General features: G+C 34.6%; 11 protein-coding genes. 8 read left to right on the top strand and 3 right to left on the bottom strand.

Translation table 11 applies throughout. The features are described from left to right. Nucleotides 1-8: 8 nt before the first annotated feature. A complete protein-coding gene (locus tag GOQ24_RS08150) occupies nt 9-2,837 on the bottom strand; it encodes a TonB-dependent receptor plug domain-containing protein (RefSeq protein WP_155091075.1) in 2,829 nt (942 codons plus the stop codon). A gap of 270 nt (nt 2,838-3,107) precedes the next feature. Here GOQ24_RS08150 and GOQ24_RS08145 point away from each other — a divergent pair, with 270 nt between their 5' ends. Both GOQ24_RS08145 and GOQ24_RS08140 read left to right on the top strand, forming a co-directional pair. Next, the gene (locus tag GOQ24_RS08145; RefSeq protein WP_160339448.1) at nt 3,108-4,112 is read left to right on the top strand and encodes a GlxA family transcriptional regulator; all 1,005 of its coding nucleotides are present in this window, start codon (nt 3,108-3,110) and stop codon (nt 4,110-4,112) included. Nucleotides 4,113-4,213: 101 nt separating this feature from the next. Continuing rightward, the gene (locus GOQ24_RS08140) at nt 4,214-4,825 is read left to right on the top strand and encodes a DJ-1/PfpI family protein (protein WP_155091077.1); all 612 of its coding nucleotides are present in this window, start codon (nt 4,214-4,216) and stop codon (nt 4,823-4,825) included. A gap of 613 nt (nt 4,826-5,438) precedes the next feature. Here the strand turns inward: GOQ24_RS08140 and GOQ24_RS08135 are convergent. Both GOQ24_RS08135 and GOQ24_RS08130 read right to left on the bottom strand, forming a co-directional pair. Continuing rightward, the gene (locus GOQ24_RS08135) at nt 5,439-5,939 is read right to left on the bottom strand and encodes a hypothetical protein (protein ID WP_155091078.1); all 501 of its coding nucleotides are present in this window, start codon (nt 5,937-5,939) and stop codon (nt 5,439-5,441) included. 127 nt (nt 5,940-6,066) lie between these two features. Then, nucleotides 6,067-7,302 carry an ABC transporter permease gene (locus tag GOQ24_RS08130; protein WP_155091173.1) on the bottom strand — a complete coding sequence of 412 codons (1,236 nt, stop codon included), beginning with the start codon at nt 7,300-7,302 and terminating at the stop codon, nt 6,067-6,069. Nucleotides 7,303-7,309: 7 nt separating this feature from the next. Between GOQ24_RS08130 and GOQ24_RS08125 the strand changes: the two genes are divergently transcribed. The 6 genes from GOQ24_RS08125 (at nt 7,310) to GOQ24_RS08100 (ending at nt 18,390) form a co-directional block, all read left to right on the top strand. Beyond that, complete coding sequence (locus GOQ24_RS08125; RefSeq protein WP_155091079.1) at nt 7,310-8,533, top strand: exo-beta-N-acetylmuramidase NamZ domain-containing protein; 1,224 nt, start codon at nt 7,310-7,312, stop codon at nt 8,531-8,533. A gap of 53 nt (nt 8,534-8,586) precedes the next feature. After that, nucleotides 8,587-10,098 (top strand): sensor histidine kinase, encoded by a 1,512-nt coding sequence (locus tag GOQ24_RS08120; RefSeq protein ID WP_155091080.1) that lies wholly within the window; start codon nt 8,587-8,589, stop codon nt 10,096-10,098. A 104-nt stretch (nt 10,099-10,202) separates the two neighbouring features. Continuing rightward, nucleotides 10,203-12,797: a zinc-dependent metalloprotease gene (locus GOQ24_RS08115; protein ID WP_155091081.1), complete on the top strand. Its 2,595-nt coding sequence runs from the start codon at nt 10,203-10,205 to the stop codon at nt 12,795-12,797. Between the two features lie 21 nt (nt 12,798-12,818). Continuing rightward, the gene (locus GOQ24_RS08110; protein WP_155091082.1) at nt 12,819-16,175 is read left to right on the top strand and encodes a SusC/RagA family TonB-linked outer membrane protein; all 3,357 of its coding nucleotides are present in this window, start codon (nt 12,819-12,821) and stop codon (nt 16,173-16,175) included. Nucleotides 16,176-16,189: 14 nt separating this feature from the next. Beyond that, nucleotides 16,190-17,515 (top strand): RagB/SusD family nutrient uptake outer membrane protein, encoded by a 1,326-nt coding sequence (locus tag GOQ24_RS08105; protein ID WP_155091083.1) that lies wholly within the window; start codon nt 16,190-16,192, stop codon nt 17,513-17,515. A gap of 113 nt (nt 17,516-17,628) precedes the next feature. Further along, nucleotides 17,629-18,390: a LytR/AlgR family response regulator transcription factor gene (locus tag GOQ24_RS08100; protein WP_155091084.1), complete on the top strand. Its 762-nt coding sequence runs from the start codon at nt 17,629-17,631 to the stop codon at nt 18,388-18,390. Nucleotides 18,391-18,500 lie beyond the last annotated feature (110 nt).

Here is an 18,500-nt window from a genome sequence, read left to right as displayed (position 1 = left end):
ATAAGTATTTATAGATTAAAATTTATTTCCATTCCGAAGTAAGGGTCTCTTAGCCCCTTTCTGTTTACCTTAGTCCCATTCACAAAATATGGAGCATAATAGGTAAATAGCTTATTAGCAAACATAGACACTGTGATCTGCTTGTTTCTAAAACTCTTAGATAGCTTTAAGTTCACATCCATCAGCATAGGTGTTCTTCTAGATTTATCTGCATTGCTATGTTGTGGGATTACTAATTGTTCTAACAATGTTCCTTTTGCCTCTTCTGCATCATAAGGTCGTAATTCTCCATCTACTCCTACATAGTAGCTAGGCATTCCATTCATCGGTTCATTCTTTGCTAAGTAGTACCAGTTAAACTGAAATGAAGTAGAGAATTGTAGATCTAGTTTAGGGATATATGTATCTAATAATAGATTACTATTTAGCTGTTCGTATTTGCTCTTAGGTTCCATTTCATCGTATAGTCCTAAGTATGGATAAGGCTTACCATTCACATTAGCATTAGAGTTACCACGTCTATAAGTTGGTAAGCTATTGCCATATTCAGTTCTAAACCATGCCCCACTAATTGTAATACGTGTATTAATTACAGATATTCTATTAGAACTATACTGAAACTCTATTCCTTCTTTATCAGTTCTACTTCCATTGCGAGAGACATTGTATAAGAAGTTTTCATTAAACTGTTCGTAAGGAAGATCCTCTTTATTCGGTGTACTCATGATATGATCATGATCTATATTAGAAGTATCATATCTCTTATAATCAAAGATTCCATACTGGTTCATCGTTCTAAACCCGTTACTCATTCTTTCTTTAAATACTGTAAAAGTCAGCTGATGAAACCCCAAATTCAAATCTAACCTAGCCTCTATCTTATTGTTTAAAGCAGGTGTCAGTGCTTTGTTCTGTGGATCAAAAACGGTCGTTTTATAATTAACTGTACGATAATCAGGATTACTGTGAAAATAGTTTAACTGCTGAACGTCTCTATAGTATTTCTCTGGATAAAGAAGATTTAGGTCAGGAAATAGTCTCTGCTGTCCCCATCCTAACGTTAAGTCTACTTTTGCTTCCTTATTCGCTACCATAAATGAGGGTAGTGTCCATTGTACATTCACACGTGGATCGATATACATCTTTCCACTCATAGTGAAATCATTAGACAAGTTTTGCATAATAGATCCTCTCGCTCCTAATGCTAATGTTAGACCGTGTTGTCCAAATTTAGCAGAGGAAATATGCTCTGCAAACAAAGCCGTCGTTACATAAGCAGGAATATCCTTATATGCTCTGTTTCTATAAGTAGATTTAGGATCTAAAGGCTTATAGATATCATAGACCTGACCTCTACCGTTATTCTTACTATACTGCCAATCAATACCTGCGCGTATATCTGTAGAAATAGCAGACATATTATAACGAAATGCACTTACTACCTTAGCGAAGATATCTAGTGGCTTACCATCTACTACACTCTCTGCAATATAATTAGCCGTAGGAAAAAAACCATCGTACTCACCATCCACCGTAGAAAGTGGCAATGCTGTAGCAGCCTCTAGCTGTACAAACTTTGTCTGGTTAATCTTATCAAAACGTTGATTAAACGTAGTCTGTAATTCTATACTTCTAAAGAAAGATTCATTTCTACTCTCATAAGTCACTATATTACTCAGACTATAGAACTTATTATCCACTTTATATTTATTCGCACCTGTCAGGTCAATATCTGGATCAGACTTAGCGTCATCTATAGACCCTGTATAACTTAGGTTGGATACCCAAGAAAACAATCCTCCATTGTTTAAATTCTTATCCTTACTCACGCGTACAGTACCTGTCACACGCTTATAACTCTCTAAATCATTGCGAGGTTCTGGTTTAGCATTTAGATAATCTAACCCTACATTTACCTTAAAGCTACTGTCCTTAGATTCAAAACCTTTATTAACAGCAAATAGTTTACTATATCCATCTGCTTTAAAACGTGCTTGCCATTTAGAATATCCACTCTTTTTCGTGATCTTTACTACACCAGAAGTAAGGTTTCCGTATTCTACAGAAGGGATTCCTCTTATGATTTCTACTTTCTCTATTTGATCTGTTGAGATTGTACGCATATCAACACCTGAGCTAATATTGATATTCTTATTAACACCTGATGAAACATTATCCATATAGCCATAAGTATACTGAAGGTTTGCACCCGAGTTTAGTTGTGCTCCATCTACTACAAATAAAGTCCCTAGAGAAGAAGTGTCATATTGTTTATTTCCAACACCCCCTATATTAGACCCCACTCTACCTACTTCTCTCAGCTGTATTTTATTGACACCCCCTAGATACGGATCTTGTGCTCTACCGCCAGGTACTAATTCCATTAAGTCAGCAAAACTAGAAGGCTGTAGATGTTGCATAGCCCTTCTATTAATCACAGAAGTACTCGTAAGTCCCGTCCCTTCTTTAGCTGTAATCACGACTTCTTCTAATTGATTCGTTTCAGCCTTTAAGGCAACTGTAAAATTATTGTGCGTTAAGGTATTTAGCTTCTGGCTGTAAAAAGAATAACTGATGTGCTGTACTTCTAAAAGATAGTTATCAGGCACTAGTTTAAAAGCCACCTCACCTGCCTCATCTGTAAGTTCTAAGACAGACTCCTTATCACTTTTTATCATCACCACAGCTGTAGGGATAGCTACACCATACTCATTCTGCACTTTGATCGAGATAGGAGAACGAGTATTCTGCCCATAACTGAGAAAGTGAATGAATAACGATAAGATAATAATAGTTAGTTGGGTTGGTCGTGTGATAATAGTAAAGTGTTTGAGCATCACGACTGTATTATGTTTTATGGGGCAAATGTATAATCTAAAATCATTCTAAACAACATTATTTAGAAGTAATTTAAATAACAAACCTCAAAACACAGTCAAACAAGCTCTTAACTGATAAAAATTAACATTTAAACTCAAATCAATCTAAATAAAACAACGATTCATTTATTAAGACATCTTCTGTTTTGGCAGAAAAAGTACGTTATATGTCATTTATACATCATAAAGCCTTCTTACCTTTGTCTTATCATAAAACAAGATAGCAGTATGAATACCCCACTACATCATATCGGATTTCTATTATTACCTCAAGTACAGCTACTGGACTTCGCAGGGCCGAGTGATGTATTCAATACTGCTAATCAGCTCATGATCCGCACAGCTACATCTGCACTTACTCAATATCAAATCCACTTAATCTCCGGAACAGTAGACAAAAGTGTACTTACTAGTGCAGGCATTAGTGTAAAGTGTGATTATACCATTTATGACCATCATATTCCATTAGATACATTACTCATCGCTGGGTCTAAGGCAGACCTAACGCATGACTATGATCCAGCTGTGTTACATTGGATAAAGGGTATACAACCTACTGTAAAGCGTATAGGTTCTATCTGTATAGGAGCTTTTTTACTAGCCAAGACAGGATTACTAACCAATAAAAAAGTAACTACACACTGGCAATATGCTAAAGTACTCCAGGAGACTTACCCTTCTATTCGACTGACCTATGATCACTTTTATATCAAAGATGACAATATCTATACTTCTGGAGGAATTACTTCTGGTATAGACTTAGCTCTAGCCTTAATAGAAGAGGACAATGGATATACACTAGCCTCTGATGTATCAAGATATCTAGTAGTGAATCTAAAAAGAACAAACACACAAGAGCTCTATAGTACATTAATACCCGCTGATATAGACCTCACTTCATTAGTTAGAAAAGTAAAACAGTATATCACAGATCATCTAACCCAACAAGCGGTGACTATTGCAGAACTTGCAGATCATGTCTATATGAGTGAACGCAATTTTTCAAGGGTATTTAAGAAAGAAACAGGAATGACTCCAGGTGCTTTTAATGACTGTGTGAGAATAGAATATGCTAAGCGCCTATTAGAATCTACAACTTACACTATAGTAGAAATAGCTAGTCAAGTAGGATATACTTCTGATCATGTATTTAGGAAGGCATTTGTCAAACTAGTCAAAGTCACTCCTACTCATTATAGAAGTGTGTTCCAATCTACAAGAATTAACCTTTAGCATTTAGTTACCAACTAAGTAATCACAAATAACCCAAGACAATACCGATATCGAAGCCAGCCTTCGACAGATCCTCTATTGTCTTCTATCAACAATAAAATATGACAACAACAAACCGTCCCCTTAATGTAGCCTTTATCATTTTTGATCAAGTGGAAGTATTAGATCTTAATGGCCCATTAGATGTATTTGTTAAAGCAAATGTGCTTAAACCCAACAGCTATAATCACTACTTAGTCTCTGCGACGAAAGAAGTAGTCAAAACAGAAGCCAATACGACTCAAATCTTACCTCAGTACAGTTTTGAAGACTGTCCTACACCGGATGTCATCGTTCTACCAGGAGCTAACCCTGACATCGTCATGAACTATCTACAAGACGAATATTTCCAAAATACTTATACTTCTTGGATAGTAAATCAACACCAGCAAGGTGCTCTGTTATTTACAGTATGCACAGGTAGTTTACTTCTGAGCAATACAGCACTTTTTAATGGTTTAGAAATAACCACACACTTTATGGGGATAGAAGCATTAGCACAAGCGCTGCCAAAGGCTATAGTTCGCACAGGTATGCGCTACATAGACCAAGAAAGAGTGCTGACGACAGCAGGTATCACAGCAGGTATAGACGGCGCTCTATACTTAGTCAGTAAACAACTTGGTGAAGATATAGGTCAGACTATTAAACAACTATTTGAATACAAAGGATAAAAGACAAAGGCGATTTAGTTCTTAAGTCGCCTTTTATAACTCATTAATAATACAAAGCAGGTCACAAGCAACAATACAATCATGATCACGGTCGAATCAAAATGACCATTCACACCACTGAAGTATGACTGACCTAAAACAATACTTATTTGCTGTTACTTAATGTAAGTTTACCTTCAGTTGATAGCCAATCTACAGCACTGATGCTGTAAACACAACACACTGTTAACTCGATTTCATACTATACATTCTACTGGATACAGAATCTTTTGCTTACCCTTATATAAAAACAATTTACCTATAGCTATGTACTCTTTTACTTGGGAGTTTATTACACTTTTCTCGCACCTTTCTTGCACCTTTCTTCGACAAAACACCCCTTTTAGCAAGGAAACTCCAAGAAAACCCCAAGAAAACTCCAAGGAAGTGCAAGAAAACCCCATCAATAACATCATCCAACATCCTATTAAGAGCTCATCAACATCATCGTCACTCTCGGTAATTTAACCAATAGAAAACACAAAACTTTTATGGGGTAAAAAAAAATGGATTAGCATTCTAAAAAACACTAATCCTATTTTTATATTCTTTAATTAGATGAAACTCACCTTGATTACTGCTTAGCAGCTGCTTTAATGAAAGTTAACTCCTCCAATGAATAACCACTACCATCAAATAAAAGTTTTCCAGAAATCATAAACTTCTCATTGCTATCTTCTGAATAATCATCTAAAATAAAAACCATACTATCAGCTGTTACCTTATTAATATCAGTAACACTAATATAGTTTCGAGGAGTTTCACCTCCAGGCTTGTAAGAAACGCTTGCCGAACTCATAAAAATATTAGCGTCAATCAATTTGGTTCCCTGACAATATTGCTCTGTTGTAATAGTAATTTTATTTTTACTATTCATACGCAAAGGTCTTTTAGAACAAAAGGAAATATATCCCTCCACTTGAATTAACTTTCCGTCCAATGATTTGTCTTTAGGCAAATTTAAAATTTGCTCAGCACTATAAAGTTCACCCACTGGAGAAGGTTCTCCTTTCTTCTCACAAGAAGTAAGTATCATTGCAGAAAACAACAATAAAAAAAGTAAATTTCGCATCATAATATGATTTTGTTAAATAAATAATTCCCGAATTTAACAAAACAAATAGCGATAAAAAAATAATTGTAAACAGTTTGCCCCTCCCTTGCGTTTTTGCACAAGCATTAAAACTACAATAATGTATAGTTTAGTCGTACCTAATTGCTTTGACTGGAGAAATCTTAGTAATTAAATAAGAAGGAATAAGTAAAACTAATAGTGCAATAATAACAACACCAATGTTCAATAACAAAACATCTGATAAGCGAATCAATACAGGCGCTTCTCTCACATAGTATGCGGAAGCATCAAGTTTAACTAAACCTGTAAACTTTTGTAAGTATAATAATCCTAATCCAATAAGGTTTCCATAGAACAAACCTTTCAAGATTAAATAACAAGCATTGTATAAAAAGATTTTGCGTACAGTCCAATTATTAGCTCCTAAAGCCTTTAATATTCCAATCATTTGTGTGCGCTCCAGGATCAATACCAAAAGTGCTACAATCATATTAATAGAAGCTACCACAATCATAATGATAATGATTACCATAATATTAAAATCAAACATATCAATCCAGCCAAAAACATTATTATACTTTTCGACTATAGTACGGCTATCAACAGAAGAAGGTAAGTCTAAATAAATTTGAGCGCCAATTTCTTCAATCTTATCAAAATCTTTAACAATGACTTCGAATCCACCAACTTGATTAGATTTCCATCTATTCAAACGTTGCACATGCTTAATATCACCTATGACAATATTTTCATCGAACTGCTGCAAGCCTGAATTGAATATACCTACAACTTCGAACTGACGCACATTGGGTACTTTATTTCCCCATTCTTTCATAAAATAGGTTGTAATCTTATCCCCTACTTCCAAATGCAATCGATTAGCGATATACTCGGATAGCAAAACTTCATTACTCATTGCTGCCTGGGTTTTCGGCAATCGACCTACTGTAAGGTACTTTTCGACCTCTGTTAGATCGTAAAGAGAATCAACACCCTTATACACAACACCTTCAAAAGCAGACTCTGTTCTAATTATCCCAGCTTTAGATGCGTAGGACTGTATTTTCTTTATGTCTTTAACCGAGTTAAATGCCTCGTATTTAGACAAATCAGCATCCAGTGGTTTTAAAGTAATATCAGTTGCGTTATTATCATAGCTTGTAATTACGACATGCCCACTAAAAGCTGAAATTTTATCTCTAATTTTGTACTTTAATCCTAAACCAGTAGCAACAGAAACCAACATCATAACAATTCCCATTGCTATAGCTGTAATAGCAATTTTAATTATTGGCGTAGAAATACTACTTTTATGATTCTTTGTAGTTACTAATCGTTTGGTTATAAAATATTCTAATTTCAAGACAAATATGATATCAAGTTCAATGTTCAAAAATACATTTTTATTCTCAGTCTTAGCCTTGCTACTGACAGTAAATTTTCAATTACACGCTTTTAATACGAAAAAAAAGCTTTCAAATGAGGAAAGAACAATAATCGTAGGTGCACAAAATAGCTCCCTATATCTCGATAAAATAAAGAATAAGAAAGTAGGTATTCTTACAAATCAAACAGGCGTGGTAAAGTCAGATCTTACTTCAAATGACTATGACACCTCTGTTGTTGACTACTTGTTAAGCAATGGTGTAAACATTACAAAGATTTATGCACCGGAACACGGCTTTAGAGGTACAGCAGATGCAGGAGAACTAATCAAAGATGGCAAAGACGCTCAAACAGGCTTGCCAATCATCTCACTTTATGGAAACAGTAAAAAACCCTCAGTCGAACAATTGAACAATATTGATGTCATGTTATTTGACTTACAAGACGTTGGAGCACGATTTTACACTTATATATCTTCCTTACACTACCTTATGGAAGCATGTGCGGAAAACAATATTCCCGTTATTATACTTGACAGACCTAACCCAAACATAAGTATCATTGATGGACCAACTTTAGAGATGGAAAACAAAAGCTTTGTGGGTATGCATCCCATTCCGGCTATGCACGGAATGACCATTGGTGAATATGGACAAATGATTAATGGTCAAAAGTGGTTGAAGAAAGGGATTCAATGTGACCTAACAGTTATCCCTGTTCTAAACTATGATCGAACAAAGTCATATGACTTGCCAGTTGCCCCTTCGCCAAATTTACCCAATCAAAAGGCAATCAACCTCTATGCGAGCTTGTGTTTCTTTGAAGGGACGAATGTGAGTTCAGGTAGAGGTACTAATTTACAGTTTCAAATCTACGGTTCCCCTTATCTCAAAAACATGCCCTATTCTTTTACTCCAAAACCAAATGCAGGAGCTAAGGACCCTATGAACAACGGAAAAATGTGTTATGGGGAAAATTTAAGTGCGATAGAAAACGTAGATAAATTAGAAATCAAATGGTTGCTAAAAGCATATCAAAACTCTGTAAATAAAGAAAAGTTCTTCACTAATTTTTTCATCAAGTTAGCTGGAACAAATAAATTGAAACAACAAATAACCTCTGGAAAAAGCGAACAGCAAATCAGAGCAAGTTGGCAAGATGATCTTGATCAATTTAAAATAATGCGTTCGCCATATCTAATCTACTAATAGGCTATCTCTTGACATCAAAGACTAAATTATACATATCACGACAAGCTTTTATGCTTATTGGTATTGTCATCCTAATCGTGACAATTATCGCTATTTATTTTCTTAGCTCTTCCATCAATAAGAACAATCAAGAGACCTATAAGTATATTACCTCAAAGAACTTTTATCAAAAATTACGTTCGCTCGAACAAGAGTTTTACAAAGTTGATGAGCACCTTCTATCATTAGATCAAATCGCTACGCAAACGCCATTAGATCAACTTAAAATCAAATTTGAAGTACTAAATGAGGTTTACAGTCACGGCAATATTATCAAGACCAATTGGTACATTGTATTAGATCAGAACAATCAAATAAGTGATTATTACGTAGGCGATATTACCAATTTAACCGATAAAAATATATTTGTTCAGCACATTCTGAATAATCCAGACAAATCAACATACAATGATTTCGTTGCTGATAACAAACAATACTTTTGGTTGATGTACAACAGCTATAAACTGAACGATAACAAGCGTTTAGTCTACGGTATTACGGTAGATATGAAAATGTTTCACAAATACCTTACAACAATAGATGTTACTACACCAAACTACGCCTATATATTTACGAAAGAAGGATTGTGTATCTATCATCCTGAGATATCAATCATAGGGAAAAATGTATTCGAATTACACAATATATCACCAAAAGATACTATCCCACCTACCAAAGTGACCAATCCCGATGTCGTGGAATCTGAGTATTTAAAACTTGATGTATTTAGATTTGTCAGCTCTTTTAAATCCGAGAATTTCAAAGGGTATATCACAGTTAATTTTCCGAAATTCAATGTCGATGACAACATAGCGCCAATTGAGCGAAACACTATTTTAATTTTAATCACAACGGTGTTGGTAATTGTCATGCTTTTCTACTTTTTCACCTTAGCAACACGCAAGGTATATATAGAAAAAGAGGAGCTTGCTGTTGAAAATGAAAAGGTAAACAAAGAGAAAGCACTCATCCAATTACAACAACTAAAGAATCAGATTAACCCGCACTTTTTATTCAATTCACTGAACTCCCTCTTTATGTTAATTGACTTAGACAAGTCAATGGCTCAGAACTTCACGTTAAATTTAAGTAAAATATACCGTTACTTAATCACTCCTCCTCAGGACAATATTGTGAATTTAGAAGACGAGATCTTTTTTATTACAAAGTATATTGAACTACAGAAAATTCGCTTTAAAGACGTTTTAGAATTTGAAATAAACGACAATAGAAAGGAAAACAGTTGTTATAAAATTCCTTTTTTAGCTTTGCAAATTACCATTGAGAATGCTTTAAAACACAATATACTAACGGGAGAAAAACCTTTGTTAATTCAGTTAATAATCGATGACGATAAAGCAAAGGTAATTAATAATCTGCAACCAAAGAAAGTAGCACAAGAAGGAGAGTTATTTGGTCTAAAATACTTAGAATCAATATATAAATACTACAATATAACTATGTTCAGTGCATCAGCACATGAGAATACATTTGTATGTATATTGCCTTTGATAAAATGTTAAAATTATCCACTCACTCCCCTTTTTAATCCACTCACTCCCATAAATTTTTTAGTTATAGCGAAGTGCTTTAGCTTTAGCTGACTTAACTATAACTTAACATTGTAATGAATAAAAACACGGTTAAACTAAGTATCAGTGCATTAGTTTTTGCTTGCGCCTTATTACAGGCTCCCCCAGCCTTGGCTGCAAAGAAAAAAACTACCCCAAAAACTGAGAAGGCAGTTTCCAAGGAAAAAGATTCGACAGATACTAAAAAAAATAAATATGCTGACTTAATAAAAGATGGCGTATACAAAAAAGGGATGTTCAATGCAATCCAAGTCAAAACGGATATGTACTTTGAAATACCTGATAGTTTATTAAACCGTCAGTTTTTGATTGTCAACAAACTATCACAAGTTCCTTTAGAAGTGAATGATGCTGGTGCAAATAAAGGAATGAATTATGAAAACAAACTAATCACTTTTCACAAAGATACTTTAGCTAATAAAATATGGGTAAAGACAGAAACGCCAAGAGTAACTTCTCCCAAAGAAGATGCTATTACAGAATCTGTTAAAGACAACTTTATTGAATCAGTTCTTGAATTTTTTGAAATTGAAGCACAAAACCCAGATTCCACAGCTACAGTAATTAAAGTTAATAAAGTATTTGATGGAAATCAAACCAGCTTTAATGACGTGTTAACTGGATTGGGGTTACCTACATCCATTAAGACAAACTTATCGTATATCGAAGGTGTAAAAGCCTTTCCTCAGAATATGGTTGTCAAGTCTTTACTGACGACAAGTGTAAACGAAGGTAGTGGTGATATGCCTGTGTCATTAGGTGTGACTACCAATATAGTGTTATTGGCGAAAGAGCCAATGAAACCGCGTATTGCCGACAAAAGAGTTGGATTCTTTACTGAGAAGAGTTGGTTTTTCAGTGATGCTCAACACAAAATGGAAGAACGCGAGTACATCACTAAATGGAATCTTGAACCAAAAGAAGAAGATGTAGAAAAATATTTAAGAGGAGAATTAGTAGAACCTAAAAAACCTATCGTATACTATATTGACCCTGCTACTCCACCACAATGGAGACAAAAGATTATCGCAGGGGTACATGACTGGCAGGTAGCATTTGAGCAAGCGGGATTCAAAAATGCCATTATTGCTAAAGAACCAACAGCAGAGGATAAAGATTTCGATATTGACGATGTACGCTATTCCGTAATTACATATGCTGCATCACCAAAATCTAATGCTATGGGACCATCTGTTATGGATCCACGAAGTGGAGAAATCTTAGAAGCAGATATTATATGGTGGCATAATGTAATGACATCTGTACACAGTTGGATGAGAATACAAACTGGTCCAATAGACCCAAAAGCGCGAGCGAATAAGTTTACAGATGAGCACATGGGAGAAGCTATCCGATTTGTATCTTCTCACGAAGTAGGACACACTTTTGGCTTGAAACACAATATGGGTGCGTCTTATGCATTCCCTGTAGATTCATTGCGTTCAAAAGAGTTCACAGATAAAATGGGTGGTACAGCACCATCAATTATGGACTATGCGAGGTACAACTACGTAGCTCAACCTGAAGATGGAGTAACTGCTATAACTCCGCAAATTGGCTTGTACGATAAATATGCAATTGAGTGGGGTTACCGTTGGTATCCTGATCAAGAAACAGAGAAAAAAGCTTTGCGCAAAATGATAGAAGATCACCAAGATGATCCAATGTATTTCTACGGAGAACAACAGAGCTATCTAAACATTGTAGATCCACGTTCACAATCAGAGGACTTAGGAGATGATGCAATGAAAGCAAGTGAATACGGATTAAAGAATTTAAAAATTGTAGTAAATAATATTATTCCTTGGACATACGACAAAGGAGAGGGATATTACGAGGCTGGAAAATTATACATGGGAGCTATTGGACAATGGCAGATGTATAATCAACATGTTCTATCCAATATTGGAGGGGTTTATTTAAACCATGCGGTTTACGGAAACAACAAAAAAGCTTATGAACCTGTCCCATATGAAACACAAAAAAGAGCAGTAGAATACTTGGCAAAAAATGCCTTACAATTGCCAAACTGGTTGTTCTTTAATGAAGTGATAGATAGAACATACGGCCTAAAAGACTCTCCTGTAGGTCCATTTGAATACTCTCCTTATTCATTAGCGAGAGAGTTACAATACACAACCTTGTACTACACATTAATGGATGAACGTTTACTTCGTCTTTTAGAGAATGAAGTATTACAAGCAGAAATGGGAACAGAGAAAAACTTCACAATTTCTGACTTGTTTGATATGCTTAATAGTGAGATTTTTGCATTGACAAAAAAAGGAAAATCACTATCGATTTTAGAGCGAATGACACAAAAGAATTATGTTGACGCCTTAATTATTGATGTTAATAAACTTTTTGAGAAAACAAGTAAAAAAGGATTAATTAGCGACTACTCATTACAAATGCCAACTTTGTGTAATTACACAGAAGGGGCAAACAAATTGCGCAATATCAATTATACCGTAATGAAAAGAGTATCCGAAGTTACTTCTTACAAAAAAGGAGAATTAATAAGAATCAAACACCTATTAAACAAAAAGAAGAATACAGGTGACAAAGCTACACGCGCACATTATATTGATATCATCAATAGAATAAACGAGGCTTTAAACCTTAACTAACCCCACTTATTTAAACAAACAATGAAGAAACTTTTTCTTTTATTTTCACTTCTAACGTTCTCTCTGACTTTTGCACAAGAGAAAAGAGTGATTACAGGTTTTGTTGCAGATGCTACGGATAAATTAAGTTTACCAGGGGCATCCATTATCGTAGAAACACAGACTGTTTCGAACGAGACTGCACAAAAAGGAATTATAGAAAGTACCAGTATTGGTACAATGACAGATATGGATGGGAACTTCAAACTTGAAGTTCCTACTAATACAAAAGCGATACGCGTAAGTTACATTGGATATGAATCTAAACTGGTAAACTTAACGACAAAAGACAGCTATACTATACTTCTTGGTAGTGACACAAATATGTTAAGTGAAGTGGTTGTAACTGGATATCAAACAATTGAAAAAAGAAAACTTACTTCATCAGTTGCGCAGATAGGAATGTCGGATATTAACCAAGTAGGTGTAGCCAGCGTTGACCAAATGTTAACAGGACAGATTGCAGGTGTTGCCGTTACACCACTTACAGGTTCACCAGGAGGACCAACAAAAATTAGAATACGTGGTACAGCTTCTTTAAATGGGCCTCAAGATCCATTATGGGTAGTTGACGGTATGCCATTAGAAGGTAATGACGTACCTAATTTTAACGATAAAGACAATATTGATCAGTTGCAAAACTTTTCAATTGCCGGTCTAAACCCAGATGACATTCAAGATATTACTATTCTAAAAGATGCATCAGCAACAGCAATCTACGGAGCAAGAGCTGCCAATGGAGTAATCGTTATTACGACTAAAAAAGGTAAAAAAGGACCTATGAAGGTTAACTTCACTGCAAATACATTTATCAACGAAAGACCGAGATTCTCTAAATTAAACATGATGAACTCGTCTGAAAAAGTTGATTTAGAATTAATGTTAGCAGGAAGACAAGACATCAATAACTTGCGTTCTGGACAAGGTGAAGTAATGCGCATCTTAAACCAAAACAACGATTTAGATGCTTACCGTCAAGGAGGTATTGGAGCAATCTCATTAGCTTCTCAAAATGGCATTAATAATTTAAGAAATACAAATACAAATTGGGGGAATGAGTTGTATCGTGCAACTGTGAACCAACAGTATGGATTGAGCTTATCTGGAGGAAATGACCATTCAGATTACTACTTCTCTTTAGGTTACTACGATGAAAAAGGAGCTACGATAGGTACAGGATTTGAGCGTTACAACTTAACTTTCAAAAACAACTATCAATTGACAGATAGGTTTAAAGCAGGAGTGGCAGTATTCGGAACTTACTCTATCAAGGAGAATTTTGTTACTGACATAAATGCGAATATTAGTCCAAGCGTATATTCACGTAATGCTAATCCATATTTAACACCTTACAATGCCGATGGAAGTTACAATTACGATAAAGATATTGATGGATTTGACGGAAACTATATTCCGTTTAACTTCTTAGAAGAAAGAGCAAACACAAGCTATGATTTAAAGACTAAGTCTATCAAAGCAGTATTTGACTTAGAGTATAAAATACTTGAAGATCTTAAAGTAACATCACAATTTGGTTTACAATTAGACAAAAGTGACACTGAAAAATACTTAGGACAAGAAACCTATTCTACTCGTGTACTCAGAGAAGGAACGAGATATAGACAAAATGGAGAAACAAAATACTTCTTACCTGATGGTGGAGTAATTGAGAACTTCAACAACGAATTGTTCCAGTACAACTGGAAGACTCAAGCAACATACAATGCTATATTCAACGACAAACACGAAGTAGATGTTATGGCAGGTATGGAGATTCGCGAAACAGAAAACACAATTATCAAGTCAAAGGGATATGGTTATGATCCTAATACCCTGCAAACACAACAAATTCTGTTTCCTGAGAGTATTGGGCAAGGAGATAAAAACAAATACGAAACGTATAGAAAGACCAGAGCGAATGATGCATTTGCTTCTTTCTTTGCGACAGCGGCATATACTTTTGACCGTAAGTACACCATTTTTGGTAGTGTGAGATATGATGGTTCTAACCTATTCGGAGTAGATCCAAAATACAAATATGTGCCACTATGGGCTATTTCAGGATCATGGGCAGTAAGCAATGAGAAGTTCATGGAAAACGTTGAGTTTATTAACAACTTGCGTTTACGTGCATCCTATGGGTTACAAGGAAACATAGATAAAACAACATCTCCTTTTGTAATTGGAGAATACAACAAAAGTGAAATTCTACCAGGATATTCAGAGTCAAATATCCAGGTTACAAATCCTCCTAACGGAACATTGCGCTGGGAAAAAACAACTAATACAAACGTTGGTTTAGATTTAGGTTTATTCAATAACAGAATTGCTTTTGAATTTGATGCATACAACCGTAAGAGTACAGACTTAATCGGATTGAGAGCATTGCCACTTGAAACAGGTTTTGCTTTTACACAAATGAACTGGGCTCAAGTAACCAATAAAGGTTTTGAGGTTTCGGTAACCACACGTAACATAGCTACACCTGATTTCTCATGGAGTACAACAATCAACTTGGCTCGTAATAAGAGCAATGTTGACCGAATCATGATTAGTGAGAATAGCTTTTTACCTTCAAGAGAAGGATTACCAGTAAACTCAGTATTTGTAATTAAAACTGCAGGTTTAGATGATCAAGGAAATATACTATTCTGGAAAGATGGAAATAAAGTTTCAGGAGTAGAGTTCTTTAAACTAAAAGATGAAATGGAAGATATTATGCCAGGATATCTTGTAGGATCAGACCTAACAGCTGAAGAATATAGAAACCTATATAGCTATGCTGGAGATGCAGATCCTAAGTTTACAGGAGGTATCATCAACAACTTTAGATACAAGAATTTCGATTTGAATATCTCTGCTGCTTTTAGTATAAAACAAACTGTAAAAAGAGCACCTTCATACGATATTTCATTACTGGATCCAGGTCATAACTATTCAAGAGAAATCTTAGATATGAAAACACCTGAGAATCCAAATGGATCAATGCCTAACTTGACACCAGATGATAACAATGGTAACTATGGAGCAACAAACGACATGTGGATGTTATCGAAGTACTTCGGAGGAATTGATGCAGGAAACGCATACAAGAACCTTGACATTTGGACTAAAGAGGTAAGCTATATCCGTATCAGCAGTATTCGTTTAGGGTACACATTCCCTAAAGAGGTCATGAGTAAAATGAGAATTGACAATGCTAAAATCACTATTGAGGGAAGAAACTTATTTGTATTTGGAAGTGATTACAAAGGTTATTTTGACCCTGAGACTTATGGAAACATATATACTCAGCCAATACAAAAGTCTGTATCAATAGGATTAAACATAAGCTTCTAACAACCTGAAACAAAATGAAAAAAATAGTATTAATAATGAGTTGTATCACATTAGCTCTAACAACATCGAGCTGTGATAAATTCTTAGATATAGAACCAAAGGGAAAAGTAATACCTAAGACAGTAGATGATTTTAGAAAACTCATCACTTCGGCTTACGATGCTTATCCTAAGCATAAATCATTAGCTACTACTCGTACTGATGAAGTAGTCTTATACACAGAAGAAAATACATTTCTTACTTCTGTTAGAGAGATATACAGATTCAATGATCAAAATGCAGACAACTCCACACAAGAGTTTCCATATGAGAGTTTTTATAAAATAGTATTTTACGCTAATCACGCGACTCTTGAAGGAGTAAAGACTATGGAGCCTGGAAGTGCTAAAGAACAGTTATTAGCTGAGTACTATGCCTTAAAGGCAATGGCTAACTTTGATTTGGTAAACCTTTATGCTAAAACATATGACAAAGAAACTGCTGGGCATGAAAGAGGTATTGTAATTGAAAATGAAGTTCAGATAGAAGAATTCAAATCTCCTAACACTGTAGCTGAAGTATATGCTCAAATTCACAGTGACATCCAGCGTGCAAAAGAACACATTCAAGTGGACAATTATGAAGTGGGGAAAAATTACCGTTTTACAAGACCAGCAATTTTAGCCTTAGAAGCTCGCGTACACCTTTATCAAAGAAACTATGAAGATGCGTTAAAAAGTGCTGAAGAAGCATTGACTTATAAGCATCAATTACAAGATTTGAATCAAGACAATAAAACACCTGTGACTTCAATCACAAGTGTAGAGTCAATCTTAGCATTAGAAGACGCTCTTGATGGTCAGTTTAGAAATATTGCTTATGTATCAAAAGATTTAATTCAAGCGTATGATCAAGAAAACGATTTGAGATTCACAAGTTACTTTTCAAAATCAGGAGATAAATTAACAGTAGAAAAAACTGGTTTAAAAGACAGAAAAGTATCTTTTAGAACTGCTGAATTATACATGATCAAAGCAGAAGCATTAGTACAATTAAATCGCTTAGCTGAAGCAAAAGAAGCTTTAGAGTCACTGATAGCTAAACGCTATAAAAGCGATGCTGCTACTAAACTACTTTCAAAGATATCTAATTTTAATCAAGCGCAATTTTTAGATTTTATCTTAGAAGAGCGATTCAGAGAGTTTGCATTCGAAGGACATCGTTGGTTTGATTTAAGACGATTAAATCAAAAAGAAATCATTCACGAATTAGATGGGAAAGTTTACAGACTTGTCGAAAACGATATAAGGTATACTTTACCTTTTCCAAAAACAGCAAAACAAAGCAATCCAAATTTATAGCCAAACACGCCTTAAAAACTACTCTATCTTTAGAGTAGTTTTTTTTATGTTCTTAATTGACTATAATGATATAAAATTAATTTTCTTAATTTTGTGATCAAATTAAGTCACAAATGAGAATAGCTATAGTAGAAGATGAGAGCTTGGCTTCAAACTACCTAAAAAGCCTTTTAGAAAGACAAGATATTATCCATATCACAGATATTACTTTACTGTCTTCAGTTCAGGAAGCTACTCGCTTTTTCTTAGTGAACAAGGTCGACTTAATCTTCATGGACATTCACTTAGGCGATGGCAAAAGTCTTGAAATCTTCGAAAACGTAGAAGTAAAGAGCCCAATAATCTTTGTAACAGCCTATGATTCATATGCTATACAAGTATTTAAACAGTTTACAATAGACTATATACTCAAGCCTTTCACAATGGAAGAATTAGAGGAAGCATTGCAGAAGTTTCACAATATTGTAAAGCAATTTGAAGTTGATAATACGCTTAAAAGTCTAGTTTTATTGGATGAAGAAAATAGTTCTGAAATTAGAAAGCGCTTCTTAGTACACAATGGTCATAAATTAAAATCTATTGAATCAAACCACATTGCCTATTTTGTTGCGGAAGGAAAGCATTTATTCTTACATACTTTTGACAACAATAGTTATATATACGATGACACTTTAAAAGACGTAATTAAAAAGTTAGACACAGATTACTTCTTTAAAATCAATAGAAAATACATTGTTAATATAAATTCAGTAAGCGAAATAATTAAACACAATAGCCAAAAAATTGAGATAAAACTACAGCCAAATCCCGAAGAGGAAAGTCCTATACTCGTGAGTAAATCACAGATTCACGAGCTTAAAGCATGGTTAAGTTAACTACTAATATTTCAATAACTTTATATTAATTTTATAAACTATTCGCATTTTAATTTATTATATTTGGAATATTATCAACTAACAAATACACTAATAAAACAACTATGAAC

This window comes from Myroides sp. LoEW2-1 (genome assembly GCF_009767705.1).
GTDB classification, from domain to species: domain Bacteria; phylum Bacteroidota; class Bacteroidia; order Flavobacteriales; family Flavobacteriaceae; genus Flavobacterium; species Flavobacterium album_A.
This window is presented reverse-complemented; position numbering and strand designations above follow the sequence as displayed.